The 21,664-nt window shown below is 65.9% G+C and carries 15 protein-coding genes; 12 read left to right on the top strand and 3 right to left on the bottom strand.

Going from position 1 to position 21,664, the window contains the following annotated elements; all coding sequences use genetic code 11:
- Positions 1-37 precede the first annotated feature (37 nt).
- Both ACEN9H_RS11070 and ACEN9H_RS11065 read right to left on the bottom strand, forming a co-directional pair.
- A complete protein-coding gene (locus ACEN9H_RS11070) occupies positions 38-1,036 on the bottom strand; it encodes a hypothetical protein (protein ID WP_413674767.1) in 999 nt (332 codons plus the stop codon).
- A 136-nt stretch (positions 1,037-1,172) separates the two neighbouring features.
- Complete coding sequence (locus ACEN9H_RS11065) at positions 1,173-3,365, bottom strand: OsmC domain/YcaO domain-containing protein (RefSeq protein WP_413674766.1); 2,193 nt, start codon at positions 3,363-3,365, stop codon at positions 1,173-1,175.
- A gap of 238 nt (positions 3,366-3,603) precedes the next feature.
- Between ACEN9H_RS11065 and ACEN9H_RS11060 the strand changes: the two genes are divergently transcribed.
- Entirely contained in the window at positions 3,604-5,037 is a 1,434-nt protein-coding gene (locus tag ACEN9H_RS11060; RefSeq protein ID WP_056134899.1) for a sugar porter family MFS transporter, read from the top strand.
- A gap of 78 nt (positions 5,038-5,115) precedes the next feature.
- Here ACEN9H_RS11060 and ACEN9H_RS11055 read toward each other — a convergent pair whose 3' ends face one another.
- Positions 5,116-5,802, bottom strand: a complete 687-nt coding sequence (locus ACEN9H_RS11055) for an alpha/beta hydrolase family esterase (RefSeq protein ID WP_413674765.1) — start codon at positions 5,800-5,802, stop codon at positions 5,116-5,118.
- A 233-nt stretch (positions 5,803-6,035) separates the two neighbouring features.
- Between ACEN9H_RS11055 and ACEN9H_RS11050 the strand changes: the two genes are divergently transcribed.
- The 11 genes from ACEN9H_RS11050 (at position 6,036) to ACEN9H_RS11000 (ending at position 21,629) form a co-directional block, all read left to right on the top strand.
- The gene (locus tag ACEN9H_RS11050; protein WP_413674764.1) at positions 6,036-7,721 is read left to right on the top strand and encodes a hypothetical protein; all 1,686 of its coding nucleotides are present in this window, start codon (positions 6,036-6,038) and stop codon (positions 7,719-7,721) included.
- Between the two features lie 285 nt (positions 7,722-8,006).
- A complete protein-coding gene (locus tag ACEN9H_RS11045; protein ID WP_413674763.1) occupies positions 8,007-10,463 on the top strand; it encodes a TonB-dependent receptor in 2,457 nt (818 codons plus the stop codon).
- Positions 10,464-10,479: 16 nt separating this feature from the next.
- Positions 10,480-11,520 carry a LacI family DNA-binding transcriptional regulator gene (locus tag ACEN9H_RS11040; protein WP_413674762.1) on the top strand — a complete coding sequence of 347 codons (1,041 nt, stop codon included), beginning with the start codon at positions 10,480-10,482 and terminating at the stop codon, positions 11,518-11,520.
- Between the two features lie 34 nt (positions 11,521-11,554).
- Positions 11,555-12,310 carry an SDR family NAD(P)-dependent oxidoreductase gene (locus ACEN9H_RS11035; RefSeq protein WP_413674761.1) on the top strand — a complete coding sequence of 252 codons (756 nt, stop codon included), beginning with the start codon at positions 11,555-11,557 and terminating at the stop codon, positions 12,308-12,310.
- 17 nt (positions 12,311-12,327) lie between these two features.
- Positions 12,328-14,334 carry a DUF4962 domain-containing protein gene (locus ACEN9H_RS11030; RefSeq protein ID WP_413674760.1) on the top strand — a complete coding sequence of 669 codons (2,007 nt, stop codon included), beginning with the start codon at positions 12,328-12,330 and terminating at the stop codon, positions 14,332-14,334.
- Positions 14,331-15,320, top strand: a complete 990-nt coding sequence (locus tag ACEN9H_RS11025) for a sugar kinase (RefSeq protein WP_413674759.1) — start codon at positions 14,331-14,333, stop codon at positions 15,318-15,320. The genes ACEN9H_RS11030 and ACEN9H_RS11025 overlap by 4 nt, the downstream gene beginning before the upstream one ends.
- Positions 15,317-16,627 (top strand): MFS transporter, encoded by a 1,311-nt coding sequence (locus tag ACEN9H_RS11020; protein ID WP_413674758.1) that lies wholly within the window; start codon positions 15,317-15,319, stop codon positions 16,625-16,627. Before ACEN9H_RS11025 ends, ACEN9H_RS11020 begins: the two co-directional genes overlap by 4 nt.
- The gene (locus tag ACEN9H_RS11015; RefSeq protein ID WP_413674757.1) at positions 16,608-17,366 is read left to right on the top strand and encodes a GDSL-type esterase/lipase family protein; all 759 of its coding nucleotides are present in this window, start codon (positions 16,608-16,610) and stop codon (positions 17,364-17,366) included. The genes ACEN9H_RS11020 and ACEN9H_RS11015 overlap by 20 nt, the downstream gene beginning before the upstream one ends.
- Positions 17,363-18,145, top strand: a complete 783-nt coding sequence (locus tag ACEN9H_RS11010) for a polysaccharide lyase family 7 protein (RefSeq protein WP_413674756.1) — start codon at positions 17,363-17,365, stop codon at positions 18,143-18,145. The genes ACEN9H_RS11015 and ACEN9H_RS11010 overlap by 4 nt, the downstream gene beginning before the upstream one ends.
- Entirely contained in the window at positions 18,142-18,873 is a 732-nt protein-coding gene (locus tag ACEN9H_RS11005) for a ribonuclease activity regulator RraA (protein ID WP_056134926.1), read from the top strand. The genes ACEN9H_RS11010 and ACEN9H_RS11005 overlap by 4 nt, the downstream gene beginning before the upstream one ends.
- Positions 18,874-18,902: 29 nt before the next feature.
- Positions 18,903-21,629, top strand: a complete 2,727-nt coding sequence (locus tag ACEN9H_RS11000; protein WP_413674755.1) for a TonB-dependent receptor plug domain-containing protein — start codon at positions 18,903-18,905, stop codon at positions 21,627-21,629.
- Positions 21,630-21,664 lie beyond the last annotated feature (35 nt).

The raw sequence follows: 21,664 nt of genomic DNA, 5'->3' as shown, positions 1-21,664 counted from the left end.
ACTAAATTCGGTTACAAGGGAACAACACGGCACAAGTTCATGAACCCGGATCGCCGGCGCGCGGCACATCGTGTCGCCGATAGATATGCCATAAGGGAATCGCCGCGGTGATGACGGTGACAAGCACGAAGACCATGTCGATCGAGTACAAGGTCCAGTCGACCAGGTTTCCTAACAAGAACTGCCTGATCGTGGCGACCCCAAGAATGACCGCAATCAGGTCGACGCCCGGGTTATCGTCCGGCCTGAACACGAGGTACGCCGCCGGGATGCACAGCAGGACAATCAGCAGGACGACCATGGTTCGGTACCACGGCGCGCGCCGCACGATCAATGCGCACTCGTCCTCGCCATAGGCCTTGTTGCGCTCGGTGGCCGTGAGCACCACGTCGTCGACGTAGTCGGACCATGCTGCCGCCTTGTCGACCGTCATCGAGTCGGACAAGCGCACATTGGTAATGATGGTGTCCAGGGGCACCGTCGTCCAGCTCGACTCCCTGGGTCCGCTCATCTTCAAGCTCGGCACAAAGCCGGCACGATACGTATCAAAAGGGAAATCGCGCAGCCATCCGGACGCGTGAAGCCGGGTTTCTTTCACGCGAAACACCATCGCGTTTCCCCAGCGGCGCTCACCCTTCTGCATATCCACGTCGATGTATTGGTCCATGCCGACAAACGCGCGCGGGGAGCGAAGTTCGCCGAGGCTGACGGCCGCAGACCAGTCATCGTTCGGGCGCAGCTTCTTGTAGGTGTCCGCCGAAAGAATCAGTTCTCCGGAAATAAACAATTGCCCCGTTTCTTTATCTTTGATTTCGAGCGAAAGATAATCCAGCTTGTCGCGATCGGCTGCATCGATCAACGTGTGGAAATTCCCGCATCCGGCCCAGTGGCCGCGCCACATATCGCCCTGGGGTGGCGTGCGAAAATAGTCGTAGCCGATAAACGCGGCCATGGACAACAGGATGACCGCAAGCAGCAACGGCGAGTACCGGCATGCCTGATTGCGGAGTGCTCGAAAAAATATACCGAAGGTCAAAAATATCGCCTTGTTTCGTGTTCGTCCCACATTGTAAATGCGGGAGTCGACGTAACCGCCGCCCGCACCCGCGCTCGCCCGGGTGCCGGGTGCGGGTCGCAGAACCGGCGGCAGCAGGCGGCTTGACGCATGACCTTCAGCGCCGCATGGCCCGCGCCGCATGCAGCTTGCGGTAACTGTCCATCAGGCGATGATGCCGGTCGAGCCCTTCGAGCTTCATGCTCGTCGGGCTCAAGCCGTGGAAACGCACGCTGCCGTCGACCGAGCCCAGCACCGCATCCATGCGCGGATTGCCGTACATCCGGCGGAAATTGGTCACGTAGTCGTCCAGTTCCAGCTCGTCGTCCAGCACCACTTCCAGCACCACGTTCATCGCCTGGTAGAACAGGCGCCGCTCGACGGTGTTGTCGTTGTATTGCAGGAAGGCGCCCACCAGTTCGTGCGCTTCCTCGAACTGCTGCAACGCGAGCTGGATCAGCAGCTTCAGCTCGAGAACCGTCAACTGGCCCCACTCCGTGTTCTCGTCGAACTCGATGCCGATCAGGGTGGCGATGTCGGAATACTCGTCCAGCTCATTGTTCTCCAGGCGATCCAGCAGCGCAGCGAGGGCGTCGTCGTCCAGCCGGTGCAGGTTCAGGATGTCTTCGCGGAACAGCAGCGCCTTGTTGGTGTTGTCCCAGACCAGGTCCTCGACCGGGTAGACTTCCGAATAGCCGGGCACGAGGATCCGGCACGCCGTGGCGCCCAGCTCGTCGTACACCGCCATGTACACTTCCTTGCCCATGTCCTCGAGAATCCCGAGCAGGGTCGCCGCTTCCTCCGCATTGGCATCCTCGCCCTGCGCGGTGAAATCCCACTCGACGAAATCGTGATCCGCCCTGGCGCTGAAGAAGCGCCACGACACCACGCCGCTGGAATCGATGAAGTGCTCGACGAAATTGTACGGCTCGGTCACGGCTTCGCTGGCGAAGGTCGGCTGCGGCAGATCGTTCAGGCCTTCGAAGCTGCGGCCCTGCAGCAGTTCGGTCAGGCTCCGTTCCAGCGCCACCTCGAAGCTCGGATGCGCGCCGAACGAGGCGAATACGCCGCCGGTACGCGGGTTCATCAGGGTCACGCACATGACGGGATAGGCGCCACCCAGCGACGCATCCTTGACCAGCACGGGAAAGCCCTGCGCTTCCAGTTCCTGGATCCCGGCCACGATGCCCGGGTATTTCGCCAGCACGTCCTGCGGCACATCGGGCAGCGCGATCTCGCCTTCCAGGATCTCGCGTTTTACCGCACGCTCGAAAATCTCGGACAGGCATTGCACCTGCGCTTCGGCCAGCGTGTTACCGGCGCTCATGCCATTGCTGGCATAGAGGTTCTCGATCAGGTTGGACGGGAAATAGACCGTCTCGCCGTCCGACTGCCGCACGTAAGGCAGCGACACGATCCCGCGCGCGACGTTGCCGGAATTGGTGTCGACCAGATGCGAACCGCGCAATTCGCCCTCCGGGTCGTAGATGGCGCGGCAGTACGGATCGAGGATCTCGTCCGGCAATGCATCGTCGGGGCCGGGCTGGAACCAGCGCTCGTCCGGATAATGGACGAAGGCCGCGTTGGCGATCTCCTCGCCCCAGTAGCTGCCGGCATAGAAATGGTTATTGCTGATGCGTTCGATATACTCGCCCAGCGCGGACGCCAGTGCGCTTTCCTTGGTCGCGCCCTTCCCGTTGGTAAAACACATCGGCGAGTGCGCATCGCGGATATGCAGCGACCACACGTTCGGCACGATGTTGCGCCACGACGCGATTTCGATCTTGATGCCGAGGCCGGCCAGCAGCGCGGACATATTGGCGATGGTCTGTTCCAGCGGCAGGTCCTTGCCGGGAATATAGGTAGCGGCGTCGGCGGCAGGCTGCAACGTCAGCAACGCCTGCGCGTCGGCATCCAGGTTCTCGACTTCTTCGATCACGAACTCGGGCCCGGTCTGCACCACTTTTTTCACGGTACAGCGATCGATCGAACGCAGGATCCCCTGGCGGTCCTTCTCCGAAATGTCAGGCGGCAGCTCGACCTGGATCTTGAAGATCTGCTTGTAACGGTTCTCCGGGTCGACGATATTATTCTGCGACAGGCGAATATTGTCGGTGGGGATATCGCGGGTGTTGCAGTACAACTTCACGAAGTAAGCCGCGCACAGGGCCGACGAGGCCAGAAAATAATCGAACGGGCCCGGCGCCGAGCCATCGCCCTTGTAACGGATCGGTTGATCCGCGATGACCGTGAAGTCATCGAACTTGGCTTCCAGACGCAGCTTGTCGAGAAAGTTGACCTTGATTTCCATCGGAGATTCCTAGTATTTCAAAACACAAAGCCCCGTGAATACAGGGCTTTGCAGGGTAAGGCAAGCATCTTACCCGATCCATTGCCCGCGGGCGAATGCAACGGCTCGGAATGCATTGACACGAGGGCGGAAATCGTACAGACTCGACAAGATGTTAGCGCTATTGGTTTGATGGTACAGGATGTTATAGACCTGCACCGACGGCGACGACACACCAAGACTATCCAAGGAGACTTGTATGAACACCAGTGCCGTCGAGAGCACGAGTACCATCCAGGAGGCGGAAAACACCCGCCTCATCGTCCTGATCAGCTGCGTCGCCACCATCGGCGGCTTCCTGTTCGGTTTTGACAGCGGCGTCATCAACGGCACCGTCGACGGCCTGAAGCAGGCCTTCCATTCGACCGACGCCGAACTCGGCTTCGAAGTCGCGTCGATGCTGCTGGGCTGCGCGCTCGGCGCCTTCACCGCCGGCCGGCTCGGCGACCTCTGGGGCCGCCGTACCGTGCTGCTCATCTCGTCCGTGATGTTCCTGGTGTCGGCACTGGGCGCGGGCTTTGCAACGAGCTCGGTCGTCTTCGTCGCCGCGCGCGTGCTGGGCGGCTTCGCGGTCGGCGCGGCCAGCGTGATGTCGCCGGCCTACATCGCCGAAGTGGCATCGGCCCGCTACCGCGGCCGGCTGGCGACGGTCCAGCAGATCGCCATCATCAGCGGCCTGTTCTGCGCCTTCCTGAGCAACTATTTCTTGGCGCACGCGGCCGGCGCGTCGACCGGCGTGCTGTGGCTGGGACAGGAAGCATGGCGCTGGATGTTCTGGATGATGGCGATTCCGTCCGTGCTGTTCCTGCTGCTGCTGCTGACCATCCCGGAAAGCCCGCGCTTCCTCGTCGCCAAGAAGCGCAAGGACGAAGCGCTGGCCGTGCTGCAACGCCTGTACGGCGCAGCCTCGGCCCGCGCGAAGTTCGCCGCGATCGACGTGTCGCTGGCCGAAGACCACCACCGTCCGCGCCTGTCGGACCTGGTCAACAAGACGACCGGCAAGCTGCGCCCCATCGTGTGGGTCGGCATCGGCCTGGCGACGTTCCAGCAGCTGGTCGGCATCAACGTGGTGTTCTATTACGGCGCGGTGCTGTGGCAGGCCGTGGGCTTCTCCGAAAGCGATGCGCTGCTGATCAACGTCCTGTCGGGTGGCCTGAGCATCGGCGCCTGCATCGTCACGGTGTTCCTGATCGACCGCATCGGCCGCAAGCCCCTGCTGTGGATCGGCTCGGCCGGCATGGCGGTGACGCTCGGCATCGTGACGTTCGCCTTTGCCAGCGCCTCGCTCGACGCGACCGGCAAACTGGCCCTGTCCGGCACGATGGGCGTGGTCGCCCTGGCCGCTGCGAACATCTACGTGATCTTCTTCAACATTTCCTGGGGTCCGGTGATGTGGGTCATGCTGGGCGAGATGTTCCCGAACCAGATCCGCGGCTCGGGCCTGGCGGTCGCCGGCGCGGCCCAATGGACGTCCAACTTCCTGATCACCGTGACCTTCCCGATGCTGCTCGCGAGCATCGGCCTGGCAGGCGCTTACGGCCTGTACACCGTCGCCGCAGTGATCTCGGTCTACTTCGTGCTGCGCTACGTGCATGAAACGCGCGGCAAGGAACTGGAGCAGATGGAAGGCTGATCGCACGCGGTAGCCCCCGACCAAAAGGTCGTTGATGAGCGCATCCGCCTCATCAACGACCTTTCGTTTTTTCCGGGATTACTTGAATCGATCGAAGAAGGCCTTGGACTCCTGCGCCGAAAAGCCGGGGTACCAGTGGCCACCCGTCTCGGTGCCGCACCAAACCACGGGCTTGCCGCTGTCGCAGCCCTGGTACTCCAGGCAGCCGTTACTACCCAGCGGCACTGTGGCGGCACTGCAGCTATTGCGCTTGAGGAAAACATCGCGCGCCTCCATCCCCGCCGAGTACGGCACCGTGTTGTCGTCCCTGGCGTGGATGAACAGCGCCGCCACCTTGTAGGAAGAACTGGCACAGCCGCTCCAGAGCGAACCGGCCATGGGCACGATCGCCCGCACCACGTCGCCCATCTGGCATCCGATGGCGTTGGACATCATGCCGCCAAAGCTGAAGCCGGTAGCGAACACACGTTGAGGGTCGGTGCACGCGCCCTGCTGGACCTCGCCGATCATGGCGCGCAGGAAACGGATGTCGCGGTCGCCCGTATTGGCCCACCCCTTGTCCAGGCCCTGTGGGGCAATAAAGATCGCATTGTCGCCGTACAAATTCTTCAGACCGAAAAAGGCGCTCCAACCGTAGACATCGGCGGCGCTGCCATCGCGCCAGTGCAGCCCGACGATCACGGGATAGGCCTTGTTGCGGTCATAGGTGGCCGGTAGTTCGATCCAGTAGCTGCGCTCGGTACCGTCGCTGGTGAGCGAATGCATGCCGGTCGTCAGCTTGGAACCGCTGCCGCAGCCCGCGGCGCCGGTAGCGGGCGCGGCGACGGGAGGCGGCGATGCCGACGCCGGTGCTGGTGTCGACGTGGCGGTCGCACCTGTGCCCCCTCCGCAAGCAACGAGCGTGGTGAATACCAACGCGGCCCCTGCATGTCTCATATCTCCTCCTTGTCAAAGCGTTGAGTCGGGTTGGTGACCGGATGCTTTTTCGCCCGATTCTAATGGCCGCGTTCGCCACGGTGTTTTATGTTTTTCGCCAGGATCGGACATGTTTTCGAACTCCGACGAGAAAAGCGGCCTTCGCTGCGGTAGTATTGACAACAGGAACTAATTGCAAAAATGTAATAATAAGTGGAGATCAATCGATGACAGTGTTGGGAACGGGTTTGCGGGTCCTCGGACTGTCCGCCTGCCTTGGCGTATCGGCTCACGCCGCCGAAGAGTGGGTGCGGGCGGAGTCCGAGCATTTCGTCGTCACCAGCAGCACGACGGAAGCCAAGACGGTCAGCTACGTTCAGAAACTCGAAGCGTTCCGCACGCTGACGAACATGCTGCTGACCGGGGCCGGGGGCACCGCGCAGGCGAAGTTCCAAATCTATCTACTCGACGATCCGGCGCAGATGAAAGTCGTACGCCCGAATTTCTCCGACAACGTGGGCGGTGTGTATTTCCACTGCGGCGAGGGCAGCAAAGCGTACGCAACGGCGCCGGGTTACAGCCAGCAAGAGCAGAACCTGACGACGCTGTTTCACGAATATGCGCACCACGTGACGTTCCAGCATGCGCGCACCCATTACCCGGCCTGGTTCATCGAAGGCTTCGCGGAATACCTGAGCACCGCCTATCCCGCCCGCGGCTCGATCTCCATCGGCGAATCCTCGACCATGCGCAGCTACACGCTGGGCACGGAGAACTGGATCGGCTTCGACAAGATCCTCGATCCCAAATTCCGCATCGACGGCGACAAGGATGCCGATACACGCACGATCTGGCGCTTCTACGCGCAGTCCTGGCTGCTCGCGCACTACATGCTCAGCGATCCCGCACGCACCAGGGCTTTGTATGCCTATTTCACGGCGGTGGGCGGCGGCGCCGATCCCATTGCCAGCTGGGAGAGCGCTACCGGCATCAAGGTCGATATGCTGAAACGCGTGCTGCAACGCTACAGCGAGAACATGTTGTTCATGAACGTGCCGCTCGCTGATTATCCGGAATCGTCGATCCGCGTCACGCGCCTGCCCAAGGGTTCGGAGCAATACGTGCTGAAGGCGTCGCTCCTGACCACCTGCCCTTCATGGGAGTACGGCAAGACGCTCCTGGCAGGCATCGCGGCCCGGAAAACGGCGCTCGCCGGCGATCCGCAATACCGCCTCGAGCTGGCCAAGGCGCAGTTGCTGTTTGGCGAACTCGGCGAGGCGGACACTGCCCTCACCGAGATCCACGCCGCTCGTCCCGACGATTTCGAGGTGAATTACCTGATGGGGCGAGTGCGTTTCGCCCAGGCAGAAAGAGCGGAAGGCGCGGCGAAATCCGAACGCATGGACCAGGCCCGCGCGTTCTTCATTACCGCCTACCGCGCCAACAAGCTCGACGCCCCAAACCTGTACTACCTGGCGCGCAGCTTCAGCAACAAGCCGAATTTTCCGGATGCGAACGTGCTGAATGCCGCCGACTCTGCGCATTACCTGGCGCCGGCCGTATGGGAATACGCGCTCTTCGATTTCTCGGTCAATCTGCAAGACAACCGGCGCGACAAGGCGGCCGCCGTGCTGGCCCCACTGGGCAACGATCCCCACAACCCGGCCCAGGCGGCGCGCGTACAAAAGGCGCTCGAAGCGATCAAGGCCGGCAAGGACACGAACGAGGTGATGAAGTTGCTGTCGACCTCGACCCCGGCCTCGCCCTGACGATCTGTTGTCCGGACAACTGGCGCCGGATCTCGTCATTCCCATACCAGGACGTCGTGCGCGACCTGATGACGGCGACCGCATCTGCCACGCCGGATCGTTCATGAATAAAAAACAGTTGACTCGCCGAACCGTTCGTATATCCTTCACTGCATCGCTACAGTAGATCGATACAGATGCCGAGACGGCGCAGGATCAATCCAAGAATCACCGATTTTTTTAATCATTTACTGTAACGATACAGAAGATCCTGTAAGTCGGAATAAAAATAACGAAGGAGACAATATGTTGACCAGAGCCGTATCCAGGCCCACGCGCGGCCCGCGCGTTCCGATCGCCACCGCGACCACGCTGGCCCTGCTGGCCTGGGCGCCCGTCCAGGCGCAACAGCCGAGCAATGACGACTCGCTGCAGCCGCCAGACCTGCAAGCCGCTTCCGCCCCGCAGCCCAAGCTCGAGCAGGTCGTCGTCACCGCCAACCGCCGGGTCGAAAAGCTCGAGGACGTCCCCGCATCGATCTCGGTGCTGGGCGAGGAAACCCTGCAGCGGAACAACGTGCGCGAACTGGTCGACATCGTCAACCTGTCTCCCGCCCTGTCGATCTCGGTCGGCACCCAGGTCGGCACCAACAGCATCAACATGCGCGGCATCGGCACCACCTCGAACAACCTCGGCATCGAGGGCGACGTGGCGGTCCTGGTCGACGACATCCCTTACTCGCAGGCGCAGCAGGCGTTCAAGGATGCGTCCGACGTGGCGCGCGTGGAAGTGCTGAAGGGTCCGCAAAGCACGTTGTTCGGCAAGAGTTCGATCGCCGGCGCGGTGTTGATGACGACCAAGCCGATCGGATCCGGCCCGATGCGGACGCGCGTGAGCCTGTACCGCACCAGCGACCATGAATACCGTGCCTCCGCCGCCCTGAGCGGGCGCTTGAGCGACGACGTCGGCCTGCGCCTGTACGCCAGCAAGACGAACTTTCCTGGCATGCTGCACAACTTGACCAACGACACGATGCAGAACGGCTCGGGCGGCAGGAGCTTCCTGGCCAAGCTGCAATGGCGGGTGACGCCCGACCTCGACCTGATGATCGCCCCGCATTTCGACCACTCGCTGTCGACCGGGAACACGGCCGCCATCATCGCCATCGATCCGGGCGTCGGCTACCTCTACAACAAGAAATACACGGCGCTGTCGAACACGGCCGTCCTGCGCGGCATCCACATCGGCCCGTGGAACCGGGAGATCCGCAACGATTCGCCCACCGGGCTGGAGTCGACCGACCGCGGTGTCGGCGTGCGCGCCAATTATGCGTTCCCGGACGGCTCGCCTCTCGCCGGCCATACCCTGACCTCGATCACCTCGGTCGACAACAACCTGTCGAACGACTTCCGCGACAACGACAATATCGACCTGATCTCGACCTACTACCAGGTGGACGCGAGCGGCAAGCCGTCCGGCATCGCCGATCCGCCCATGCTCAACGGCACCACCGCCAGCAAGACCTCGACCCAGGAATTCCGCCTGACCTCGCCGGACGGCGGCGCATTCCGCTACCTGATCGGCGCGTGGGCGTCGCGCAACACGATCTATCGTACGTATTACCGCGGCAACCCGTTTGTGAAGGAAACCAATTTCACCAACTACCTCACCGATTCGGGCGTCCTCAACCACGCGATCTATGCCAACACGAACTGGGACTTTGCGCCCCGCCACAGTGTGAGCGCCGGCCTGCGCCTGAACCGCGAGACCAACAATTATTCCTTCCATACGATCGACAGCCTCTCGTCGTCGGCGCCGAACAACGTCCACACCGGCGAGTACTATTACGTTGCCCCGCAGCACAAAGAAACGGCGGTGACCGGCAAGCTGGGCTACAGCTTCCACGTCACGCCGGACGTGATGGCCTATGGCACCGCCTCCACCGGCAACAAAGGCGTCGCCTACGACATGACCAGCGGCGCCAACAACCCGAACGTGTTCGCCCACCTGCCGCTGGCGGCCGAGAAGGCGGTCAGCCTGGAAGCCGGCCTGAAGGCCAACCTGTGGCACAACCGCGCCACCTTCAACGCCGCCGTCTTCCAGACCCGGTTCCGCGACTACCAGACCTCGGCCACGGAGCGCTTCTCGGACGGCAGCCAGGCGAGCGTCCTGTACAGCATCCCGTCGATCCAGACGCGCGGCTTCGAGGCCGACGCCACCGTGCTGGCGACGCGCGCGCTGCTGTTGAACGCGAACCTGGCCTTCACGCGCGCCACGATCCGCTCCTGGGACCAGGGGGCCTGCTACACCGGCGCGACCGACTGCACGATCCCGAACCGCCTGGTGCCCGGCGCCTTCCTGCGCGACGCCAGCGGCGGCTCGATGCCGAATTCGCCCAAGTGGAAGCTGTCGATGGGCGCTGAATACACGCTGCCGCCAGCCGCGTGGCTGCCCTATCCGGTCGCGGTGAATGCCCAGTGGCGCACCCAGTCGGCCGTGCGCGGCGCGATCAGCCAGGACCCGACCCTCGACCGCCCGGGCTACGGCATCCTCGACCTCGGCGCCCACGTCAGCGACGCCAAGGGACGCTACAAGCTGTCCGTGGGTGTGCGCAACGTGCTCGACAAGCACTATGCGGTCGGCAACGTCGGTTCCTTCCTGAATTTCAAGCAGACCAGCGGACCCGACATCAAATCGTATGGCTGGCAGCCGGCCCGCGACGCCTTCCGCTACACGTCGATCCGGCTCGACGTGACGTTCTGACAGACCGGGCGACACCATGAACGAACCCAGAATCCAGGACGTCGCCCGGCTGGCCGGTGTCTCGACCACGAGCGTCTCGAATTTCCTGAACAACCGAATGGAACAGATGCGGCCGGACACCCGTCTCAAGATCGGGCAGGCGATCGCGCAGCTGGGCTACCGCCCCAACAGCGCGGCGCGCCAGCTCAAGACCGGCGTATCGGCCATGGTCGGCCTGCTGGTGCCGTCGCTGGCCAACCAGTTCTTCGGCGCGCTGGCCTGCGCGATCGAAACGGCGGCCGCACGTCATGGCTGCCAGGTGATGACCTTCAGCACCTTCCGCGACCCGGACCGCGAGCGCGTCGTCACGGCCGACCTGCTGGCCTACGGCGCGCAAGGCATCGTCACCGGATCGGCCCTGAACGACACCGACCACCTCGCGACGATCGCCGCGCGTTGTCCGGTCGTGGCCTTCGATATCCGGCGTTCCGGCGACAACCACGACCGCATCACCACCGTCTCGGTCGACAACGTCGCCGCCACCGCGCTGGCCGTCGAGCACCTGGCCTCGCTGGGGCACCGGTCGATCGCGCTGGTGACGCCGCCGCCGTACACGCTGAACCGTCAGGACCGCCTGAAGGGTTTCCAGCAGGCCGTCGCGCGCGCCGGACTCACCGGCGAACTGATCATCGCGGACGCGAACGAGGCGCCGCGCGACCCGCACGGCGATACCCAGCTGTTCGAGCTGGGGCGCAGCGCCGCGCCGCGCCTGCTGGCGGCCGCGAGCCGGCCGACGGCGGCGATCGGCATCAACGACATGATGGCGATCGGGATCGGCGTCGGCCTGCGGCAGCTGGGCAAACAGGTGCCGCGCGATTTTTCGCTGATCGGCATCGACGACATCTTTTTCGCGGTCGCCCACGATCCGCCCCTGACCACCGTGCGCCAGCCGATCCAGGCCATGGCGGACGCCGCCGTCCAGCGTATCGTGGCAGCGGGCGCCGCCACGGCCGACGACGGCGGCCTGTTCGCACCGGAACTGGTCGTCCGGGCCTCGACCGCCGCACCGCGTACCTAGCAACACCACAACCATGAAGAGGAAGACAAAGGATATGGAACTCATCGGAAAAAAAGCGCTGGTCACCGGCGGCGCATCGGGCATCGGCAAGGCCAGCTCGCTGGCGCTGGCGCAGGCGGGTGCGGACGTCGTACTGACTTACTGGAGCAGCGGCGCCGAGGCCGACGAAGTCGTGGCGCAGATTCGCGCGATGGGCCGGCGCGCGCATGCGATCCAGGCAGACATGAGCGATAGCGGCGCGGCCGAACGGGTGTTCGTCGAAGCCGAAGACGTGATCGGCGAGATCGACGTCGTCTTCGCGAACATCGGTGGCCTGATCCAGCGCTGCCGCGTGGCCGAGATGCCGCTGTCCCTGTGGGATGACGCCGTGAACCTGAATCTCACCAGCACCTTCGCGATCTGCCAGGCCGCCATGCGGCGCATGGAGCCGCGCCGGCGCGGGTCCATCGTCACGATGTCGTCGCTGGCGGCCTTCGACGGCGGCGGCCCGGGCTCGACCCATTACGCTGCGTCGAAAGCGGCCGTGGCCGGGTTCACGCGCGCGCTGGCGAAGGAAGCCGGTCCGCTGGGCATCCGCGTCAACGGGGTGGCGCCGGGCCTGATCGCGACCCGGTTCCACGACACGTTCAATACGCCGGCAAACCGCCAGGCCATCGCGGAGCGCACGCCGGTACGGCGCGAAGGCGCGCCCGAGGACGTGGCCAATGTCGTGGTCTTCCTGGCCTCCGAGCGCGCGGCCTTCCTGGCCGGCGAGATCGTCCAGGTCAACGGCGGCCTGGGCCTGTACTGAGCGGAACGGAGCACGCGATGAATTCCACCTTCACACGCCGCCGCTTCCTGGGCGCCGGCCTGTCGCTGCCGGCGCTGGCCCTGCAAAACGCCCTCGCCCAGGACGAACGCGAATCGCTGGGCACCGGCCAGGGCAAGCCCACGGCCGGTCCCCATCCCTTGCAGAGCCTCATGGCCTCCCACCCGGCACCGCTGCGCCGCGAGTTGCAGGGCGTGCATCCGCGCGTCTTCGTCACCGCCGACGGCCTGGACCAGTTGCGCCGGCGCGCCAGGGGCAGCCACCGCGCGCAATGGCAGGCCGCGCTGGCCAGCCTGGTCGCCCTGCGCCAGCCGCCTGCAGAAGCGCCGGCGCAGAAACGGCGCGCGCAGAACGAAACCGCGATCGGCATCATTGGCGCGGCCCTGGCCTACCGCATCGAGGGCGACGCGCGCTACCTCGACGCCGCCCGGCGCTACATGGACGCCGCCGTCAGCTACCCGGTATGGGGCTATACCTACAGCAAACCCGACATCGACCTGGCCGCCGGCCATCTGCTGTACGGCCTGGGCGCGGGCTACGATTTGTTGTACGACGTGCTGGAACCGGCCGAGCGCACGCGCTACCGCGACAAGCTGGTACGCCAGGCCGGCATCCTGGCCGCGCATTTCATGCCGGCGCCGGGCAAGTCGTACTCGTACAGCCAGAACCACTGCTTCATCCCGATCGCCGGCCTGGCCGTGGCCGCCTACGCGTTGTGGGACGACACGCCGGACGCGGCGCGCTGGGCCGCCCTGGCGCGCGCCATCTTCAGCCGCGTGCTCGACGTGGCCTCGCCCGACGGGTATTTCTACGAAGGCGTGGAGTACTGGATCTTCTCGATGCCGTGGATCGTCCACGCGCTGGATGCCTTCGCCCACGCCGCCGGCGACGACTTGTACGATACGCCGGCCCTGCGCCGCACCCACCTGTACATCGCGCACTCGCTGACGCCCAACGGCCAGGACGTGTACGATTTCGGCGACGTGTTCGAGGGTCCGGTCACGCGCTCCCGCAAGGGCGAGGAGCCGGCGCGCACGCACCCCGGCGGCAAGCTGAATTCGAACTACAACCTGTTGTACCGGCTGGCCGCGCGCTTTTCCGACCCGCAGGCACAAGGCGTGGCCGATTGGATGGCTTCGCTCGGTCACGTCTGCGCGGAAGACTTCTGGACCCTGCTGTGGCGCGACCCGGCCATCGAGGCCGCGCCGATGGCGGCACTGCCGCCCTACCACCATTTCGACGACCTCGGCACGGTGTACTGGCGCAGCGACTGGACGCCGCGCGCCACCGCATTCGCGTTCCGCGCCGGACCGCCGGAAGGCCACCACGTCGCGTCCCTGATCGGCAAGCTGCCCGACTGGCACCTCGAGACCGGCCACGCGCACCCCGACGCCGGCAGCTTCATCCTGTACGGCGCCGGCACCTACCTGACCGGACCGATGGGCTATGCGGGCATCCCGACCAGCAAATTGAGCAATACGCTGCTGATCGACGGCCACGGCCAGGCCAACGAGGGCGGCGGGCACGACGCCTTCCGCGATTATCCGTATGGCCGCCTGGACGCGATCCGCTTCGCCAGCGTCAGACTGGGCCGCGACGGCGCCGAGCTGGTCGCCGACCTGGCCGGTGCCTACCGCCCCGAACTCGGCGTGGAAAAGCTGCAGCGGCGCTTCCGCTATGCCCGCGGCGCGTGGACCGTGACCGATACGCTGCGCGCCAGCAAGCCCGTGGTGCTGACCGCGCAGGTCCATGGCGACGGCGCCATCGCCAGGACCGGCGCCCACCGCTACCTCGTGCAAGGCGCCCCGGCCGCGCTGGCGGTCGACGTCGGCACGGCGGCCGCCAAGGCCGTGATCGAACCGGGGATCGTGGTTGCCGCCGGGCCGCCCGGCCACGTCGACCGCGGCCCGACCGAGGAACGCGGCACGGTGCTGCGGCTGTCGCTGCCCGCCAGCCGCGAGGCCACGCTCGTGACCACGCTGTCGGTCGCGGAGCGCCGCCCATGACGGTTCCGGACGTCGTGACCGTGGGCGAGGCGATGACGCTGCTGATCGCGCGCACGCCCGGCCCGTTGGAGGCCGTCGACGAATTCGAGCGCGCCACCGCGGGCGCCGAATTGAACGTCGCCGTCGGCCTCTCCCGGCTGGGCTTCCACGTCGGCTACATCGGCAGACTGGGACAGGACAGCCCGGGGCGCTACCTGCGCGCCTTCATGGCCGACGAGCGGCTCGACCTGCGCCACCTGTCGATGGACGCTCGCTACCCGACCGGCCTGATGCTGAAACAGATGGCCGCCGACGGCGCCGATCCCGAGGTCGAATACTTCCGCCGCGGCTCGGCCGCGAGTCGCCTGTCGGCGCGCGACATGCCGGCGCCCGACAGCGATTTCGGACGGGCGCGCCTGCTGCATTTGACGGGCATCTTCCCGGCGCTGTCGCGCGGCTGCAGGGAGCTCGCGTTTGCCCTGGCGCGCCAGGCCCGCGCCGGCGGCCGCACGGTGAGCTTCGACCCGAACCTGCGGCCGCGCCTGTGGCAGTCGCGGACCGCGATGATCGAGACGGTCAACGCGCTCGCCTGCGCAGCCGACATCGTGCTGCCCGGCCTGGCCGAGGGGCGGCTCCTGACCGCCTGCGACGACCCGGCCGGCATCGCCCGCTACTACCTCGAACGGGGCGTGCGGCAGGTTGTCGTCAAGCTCGGAGCGGAAGGCGCCTACGTCGCCGGCGCCGACGTGGAGGCAGGCGTCGTGCCCGGCGTGCCGGTACCCCGCGTCGTGGACACGGTCGGCGCCGGCGACGGCTTCGCGGTCGGCGTGATCAGTGCCCTGCTCGACGGCCTGGACTTGCGCGCCGCGGCGGCGCGCGGCTGCGCCATCGGCGCCCGCGTGGTGCAGTTCCGCGGCGACTGCGAAGGCCTGCCGCGCCGCGCGCAACTGGCCGAGACGCCAGCCCGCCCCGGCAGGACGAGAATCAATATGGAGACACAGGCATGAAAACCATCAAAGGCTTGCGCTGGCTGATCATCTCGCTGGTGGCGGTGGCGACGATCATCAACTACATCGACCGCTCGGCGTTGGCGGTCATGTGGCCCGGCATCGCATCGGAACTGGGCATGGACAAGCGCGACTACGCCAACATCGTGACGATCTTCCTGATCGGCTATGCCGTCGGCCAGTCGCTGTTCGGCAAGGTGTTCGACGCCCTCGGCACGCGGATCGGCTTCGTGCTGTCGATCCTGGTCTGGTCCGGCGCGATCGCACTCCACTACGTCGCGCGCTCGGCCCTGTCGTTCGGCCTGTTCCGCACGATGCTGGGCGTGGGCGAAGCCGGCAACTGGCCCGGCGCCACCAAGGCCATCGCAGAATGGTTTCCGGTGCGCGAACGCGCGCTCGGCCAGGGCATCTTCGGCGCCGGGGCGTCGCTCGGGTCCGTGATCGCGCCGCCGCTGGTCGCCCTGCTGTATGCGGCGTACGGCTGGAAAGCGACCTTCGCGCTGATCGGCTCGCTCGGCTTCATCTGGATCGTCCCCTGGCTGATCGTGTACAAGGCCGGTCCGGCCGCGCACCCGTGGATCGGCGCCGACGAACGCGCACTGATCCTGTCCGGCCAGCGGGGCGCCGAGACGGCGCAAGACGAATACGTCCCCACGCTGGCCCAGTTGCTGCGCCATCGCCAGAGCTGGGGCGTGATCGCCGCGCGCTTCTTCATCGATCCGGTCTGGTGGCTGTTCGTCAGCTGGCTGCCTTTGTACCTGAACGAGCGCTTCGGCTTCGACGTCAAGGAGATCGGCATGTTCGCCTGGGTGCCCTACGTCGGCGCCGCGGTCGGCGCGCTGGCCGGCGGCTGGCTGTGCGGCAGGCTGCTGGCCCGCGGCTGGAGCGTGAACCGGGCCCGCAAGTCGGTGATCGCGGCCGGCCTGTTGCTGATGTTCCCGGCCCTGATCCTGAGCGCCGCGGCGGCCACGCCGGTGCTGGCGGTGCTCGCCATCGGCGTGATCCTGTTCGGCTTCCAGGCGGCCATCACCAACATCCAGACGCTGCCCAGCGATTTCTACTCCGGCCAGACCGTCGGTACCCTGGCGGGCCTGAGCGGCACCTCGGCCGTGCTCGGCGTCATCGTCTGCATGCAACTGGTGCCGGTCCTGACCGTGGGCGGCGACTACACGCCCTTCTTCATCCTGGGCGCGCTGCTGCTGCCCCTCGTATACCTATCCCTCTGGCTGGGCGGTCGCGTCGATCGCGTGCAGCCCCACCCATCCCACAAGAAGACTGGAGACCTCGATGAAACCTGCGTTTTGTAATTCCCTGCTGCTGGCGCTCGCGCTCGCGGCCAGCCCGTTCCACGCGCAAGCCGCTTCGGACAAACCCGGCGCGTCGCAGGCGGTCGAGAAGAAGGACGACGGCGTGTTCCTGAAAAAACACGAAGCCATCCTGGCGCGCGCGAAGAGCGGCCCGATCGGGCTGCTGTTCCTGGGCGACTCGATCACCGAGCGCTGGCACATCGCCCCGCACATCTGGGAGACCTATTACGGCAAGTACCAACCGGCCAATTTCGGCATCGGCGGCGACCGTACCAACCACGTGATCTGGCGCATCGAGCACGGGGAACTGGACGGCATTGCGCCCAAGCTCGTGGTCTTCATGCTTGGTACCAACAACAGCCTCGATTACCCGCCCGAGGAGATCGCGGCGGCCGACCGCAAGATCGTCGGCATGATCCGCGCCAAGCTGCCGGACACGAAAATCCTGGTGCTCGGCATCTTTCCGCGCGGCCCGCGCGACCGCACCGGCAAGCCGGTGACCGAAGCGGGCGTCGAGGAAGCCGCCAGGCGCATGCGCACCATCGACGCCGTGAACCGCGACCTGGCCCTGCTGGACAACGGCCGCGACATCCGCTTCCTGAACATCAACGCCGTGTTCCTGGGCCAGGACGGCAAGATCCCCAACACCATCATGCCGGACCAGTTGCACCCGGGTCCCGCAGGCTACCAGCTGTGGGCCGACGCCATGCAGCCGCTGCTTCAGGAGATGCTCAAATGAAGAACGCCGCCCGTAGCCTGGCCTTCGCCCTGCCCCTGGCGTCGCTGGCGACCGCACCGCATCCCGTTTCCGCCGCACCGTCCTTCACGCCGCGCGACGCGCTGGAACGCCTGTTCGACGTCGAGGGCAAGACGCCGTACGCGGCGCCCTACGACGGCACGCTGCATTTCAGCGCGCTCGACTCGAAGTACGATTCCGGCCATGGCCATGGCTATCGCAACGAACTGAAGATCGCCGGCAAGCTGCGCCGCAGTGCCGCGCAGACGCGCGAGCATTTCGCCGCGCGCGTGACGCCGCAGCTGCCGGACGGCGCCAAGACCATCGTCGCCCAGTACCACGTCGAAGGCCTGGACACCATCGTCAAAGTCTACGTGCAGGACACGGCCGACCGCCAGGGCCTGGACGGCAACGGCGACAACGGCGTGTTCGACATCCTGGTGCGCATGCTAGGCACGGACGGCAAGGAGGCCACCACGGCGCTGGGCACGGTGCGCTCCGGCCAGCCGTTCGACCTGGACATCCGGTTCGCCGGCGGCGATGCGCGCGTGGCGGTCGTCGGTCCCGACGGCGTGCGGCGCGAAGGGCATACCCGCATCAAGCCGGACGAGCGCGCCATCTATTTCAAGTTCGGCGATTATCTGCAGGCGCTCGACCCCGACACGGGCAAGCACACGATCAGCAGCGCCCAATGGGACCGCTACTACGCGGCCAAGCGCATCACGGCCGAGCACGTCGCCTTCGCCAACACCGTCTTCGAGCGCGAAGGAGACCAGCCATGACCGCCCCCGGCCTGCCGATCGGCCCCGACCTCCTGGCGACGTTGAAGACGATCTCCACTTCCACCCTGACCACCCAGCTGTTCAAGCGCGGCTTGGCCAACGTGTTCATCCAGGGCGCACGTCCGCTGAAGACCGGACAGCGCATGGCCGGTCCCGCGTTCACGCTGCGCTACATCCCGGCGCGCGAAGACCTCGACGGCATCGACGTCTTCCGCGACCCGGGCCACCCGCAGCGCGTCGCCGTGGAACAAATTCCGGCGGGCGCCGTGCTCGTGATGGATTGCCGCGGCGACGCCTCGGTGGCGTCCGCCGGCAGCATCCTGGCCACCCGCATGCAGGTGCGCGGGGTCGCGGGCATCGTGACCGACGGCGGCCTGCGCGACGCGGCAGGCATCGCGCGCCTGGAGATGCCGGCCTGGTGCTCGGGCCCGTCGGCCCCGACCAACCTGATCCGCCATCACGCGCTCGACCTGAATGCGCCGATCGGCTGCGGCGGGGTTGCCGTCTACCCGGGCGACATCATGGTCGGCGACGACGACGGCGTGGTCTGCATCCCGGCCCACCTGGCCCACGACGTCGCGCGCGACGGGGCCGAGCAGGAGCGCTTCGAGGATTTCGTGCTCGAGGAAGTGGCGCACGGCGCCAGCATCATCGGCCTGTATCCGCCGACGGCACCCGCGACCCGCGCACGGTTCGACACGTGGCTGGCTGCGCGCACTGCCAAATAAACCAACTACAACACCAAGGAGAAGAGGTTTTGCATACGATAATTCACCCCGGCCAGTTCACCCGCGCGCCGATCGCCGCGGCAGTCACCCTGGCCCTGCTGGGCCTGGCGCCCGCATCCCACGCCCAGCAAACGCCGGCCGCGGACGCGGTCAGCAAAGTCGAGATCACCGGTTCCAGCATCAAGCGCGCCGCCGCCGACCAGCCGCTGCCGGTCACGGTCACCAAGGCCGAGGACTGGGTCGCCCAGGGCGCGATCACGGTTGCGGACATCCTGATGTCGATGTCGACCGCGGCCGACTACGAGCCGGCCACCGGCGCCGGCAACGGCAACGGCGCGAACATGCGCGGCATCGGGACCGCACGCACCCTCGTCCTGCTCGACGGCAAGCGCCTGTCCGACAGCGCAATCGACCCGAACACGATCCCTGTCAGCGCCCTCGACCGCACCGAGGTGCTGCGCGACGGCGCCTCGTCGGTGTACGGCAGCGACGCCATCGGCGGCGTCATCAACTTCGTCACGAAGAAGGCGCACAGCGGCGCCTCGTTCACGGTCAAGGGCAGCGTGCCGCAGCGCAGCGGCGGCGGCGAGACCGAAGGGCTCTCCTTCATCGCCGGCAAGGGCAATCTATCGAGCGACGGCTGGAATGTCTACGTCACAGGCGACCTGAACAACAACATTCCGCTCGGCCAGGACGCCCGCCCCAACATCACCAGTACCGAACGGCTGATGAGCGCCGGCTTCGCGGCGCCGCACCTGACCAAGGGCACCAACGCGGTGCCGGCCAACGTCACGCTGGCCAACGGCTCGACCAAGGTCGGCAACAAGACCATCACCGGCAACCCCTATTTCGACCGCGGCTGCCTGCCGCCGTATTCGAAGCCCGGCACCAGCAACACCTGCTCGGCGATCGCGAACGCCAACACGCTGACGCTGACCACGGCGAAGAAGCAGTCCTCGCTGTTCCTCAAGGGCTCGAAGATGCTATCCGAGGACAACAAGCTGACGGCCACGGTGCTGTATTCCACGATTTATGTCCGTCCGGTAAAGAACCCGACCACGGGCCTGGACGCCTCGATCCAGAATTTCCCGGCCCTCACCATCACGCCGGGCAGCCCGTATTATCCGGGCAAGGGCATCACGCCCGCGATGGCCGGCATCACCGACCAGACGCTGACGCTGGCCTGGTCGCTGATCGGCGACCTCGGCCCGACCGTGCTGAACTACCAGAAGTCGCAGTCGCGCGTGACGCTCGAGGACGAAGGCCGCCTTGGCGCCTGGGATTACAAGGTCGGTATATGGAACGCGGTCTACGCGACCAATTCCTCATTCCGTTCCGGCTTCGTCAACAGCTATGGTCTCCTGGCCGGCGTGGCCAACGGCGTCCTGAATCCCTTCGGCCTGCAGGACGACAAGGGGAAAGCCTACCTCGCGAGTATCTCGACCGACGGAGAACTGGCCGGCAAGGGATTGACGCGCCTGACCGGCGCCGACCTCACCGTCAGCCGGGAACTGATGCGGCTCCCGGGCGGCCCGCTGGCCGTCGCCGCCGGCGCCACGACCTATCACGACTTTGGCCGCTCGTTCGTGCCGCCGACCGTCGCGCTGTCGGGCGGCCAGACCGGCTCCGCCACCGCCGCGGTCGACGTGCACGCGTCACGCAACGTCGCGTCGATGTATGTGGAACTGGACGCGCCGCTGACCAAGGCACTGGACGTCGACGTCGCCGTGCGTACGGACCGCTACAACGACTTCGGCAGCACCACCAATCCCAAGATCAGCTTCCGCTACAAGCCGTCCGACTGGCTGATGCTGCGCGGCGCGGTCGGCACGGGTTTCCGCGCGCCGACGCTGGGCGAGCGCTACTTCGGCGCCGTCAACGGTCCCACCGGCGTGACGACCACCACCTACAACGACCCGCTGTTGTGCCCTGGCGGCGCGCCAGGCGGCAATTCGGGCGGCACCGCCCTGCCCGGCTATTCGCCCACCACGGTGTGCACCGCCAGGCTCCCGATCAACACCGGCGCCAACCCCTCGATCGGGCCCGAGAAGTCGCGTACGATCAATTTCGGCGTCGTGCTCACGCCGACCAGATCGTTGCTGGTCTCGCTCGACTACTGGAATGTGCGCCTGCGCGACGCGATCGGCCAGATGGCGCAGGCCACGCTGTTCCAGCCGCAGTATGCGAGCCTGTTCGTACGCGATCCGAAGACCAACGCCCTGCTGTACATCGACGACCGCCTGAACAACATGGGTGGCCAGCGCACCGACGGCATCGACGTGACGGCCACCTACACGCTGCCGCGCACGCGCTGGGGCACCTTTGGCCTCCAGTTCGACGGCACCTACGTGCACAGCTTCCGCACCCGCCTGACCAACGACAGCCCCTGGATCGACAGCGTCAACACCTTCGGCCCGCTTGACGCCAACGTGTTCACCTACCGCTGGCGCTACACGGCGTCGCAGAAATGGCGCAGCAGCGGCGGCCACTGGAGCTCGACGCTGTCGGAGCAGTACAGGCAGAGCTTCGAAGACTTGAACGCCGGCTCCCTGTTCTACCACCGCATCGACCCCTACCTGCTGGTGAACTGGTCGCTCGCCTACACGGGGTCGCGCAACTGGTCGATCATGGCCGGGGTGAACAACGTGTTCGACCGCGATCCGCCGGCCGCGAACTACCGCAACGAGGGTTACCTCAGCGGGCAAGCCAGTCCGGTGGGCCGCGCGTTCAACCTGCGGGCGACCTACTCGTTCTGAACCAGCGGCAGCTTTTCCACGGCGGATCACTGTAA

The sequence above is a fragment of the Massilia cellulosiltytica genome (assembly GCF_047325105.1).
GTDB lineage: Bacteria > Pseudomonadota > Gammaproteobacteria > Burkholderiales > Burkholderiaceae_D > Telluria > Telluria orientalis.
Note: the sequence above shows the minus strand (reverse complement) of the source record. Positions and strands in the feature narration are given on the sequence as shown.

Coding starts and splice junctions, on each gene's coding strand:
- ACEN9H_RS11020 (WP_413674758.1), top strand. CDS start 15,317: ATGAAAACCATCAAAGGCTTGCGCTGGCTGATCATCTCGCTGGTGGCG.
- ACEN9H_RS11030 (WP_413674760.1), top strand. CDS start 12,328: ATGAATTCCACCTTCACACGCCGCCGCTTCCTGGGCGCCGGCCTGTCG.
- ACEN9H_RS11050 (WP_413674764.1), top strand. CDS start 6,036: ATGGCCGCGTTCGCCACGGTGTTTTATGTTTTTCGCCAGGATCGGACA.
- ACEN9H_RS11010 (WP_413674756.1), top strand. CDS start 17,363: ATGAAGAACGCCGCCCGTAGCCTGGCCTTCGCCCTGCCCCTGGCGTCG.
- ACEN9H_RS11060 (WP_056134899.1), top strand. CDS start 3,604: ATGAACACCAGTGCCGTCGAGAGCACGAGTACCATCCAGGAGGCGGAA.
- ACEN9H_RS11015 (WP_413674757.1), top strand. CDS start 16,608: ATGAAACCTGCGTTTTGTAATTCCCTGCTGCTGGCGCTCGCGCTCGCG.
- ACEN9H_RS11065 (WP_413674766.1), bottom strand. CDS start 3,365: ATGGAAATCAAGGTCAACTTTCTCGACAAGCTGCGTCTGGAAGCCAAG.
- ACEN9H_RS11055 (WP_413674765.1), bottom strand. CDS start 5,802: ATGCATTCGCTCACCAGCGACGGTACCGAGCGCAGCTACTGGATCGAA.
- ACEN9H_RS11035 (WP_413674761.1), top strand. CDS start 11,555: ATGGAACTCATCGGAAAAAAAGCGCTGGTCACCGGCGGCGCATCGGGC.
- ACEN9H_RS11025 (WP_413674759.1), top strand. CDS start 14,331: ATGACGGTTCCGGACGTCGTGACCGTGGGCGAGGCGATGACGCTGCTG.
- ACEN9H_RS11045 (WP_413674763.1), top strand. CDS start 8,007: ATGTTGACCAGAGCCGTATCCAGGCCCACGCGCGGCCCGCGCGTTCCG.
- ACEN9H_RS11040 (WP_413674762.1), top strand. CDS start 10,480: ATGAACGAACCCAGAATCCAGGACGTCGCCCGGCTGGCCGGTGTCTCG.
- ACEN9H_RS11005 (WP_056134926.1), top strand. CDS start 18,142: ATGACCGCCCCCGGCCTGCCGATCGGCCCCGACCTCCTGGCGACGTTG.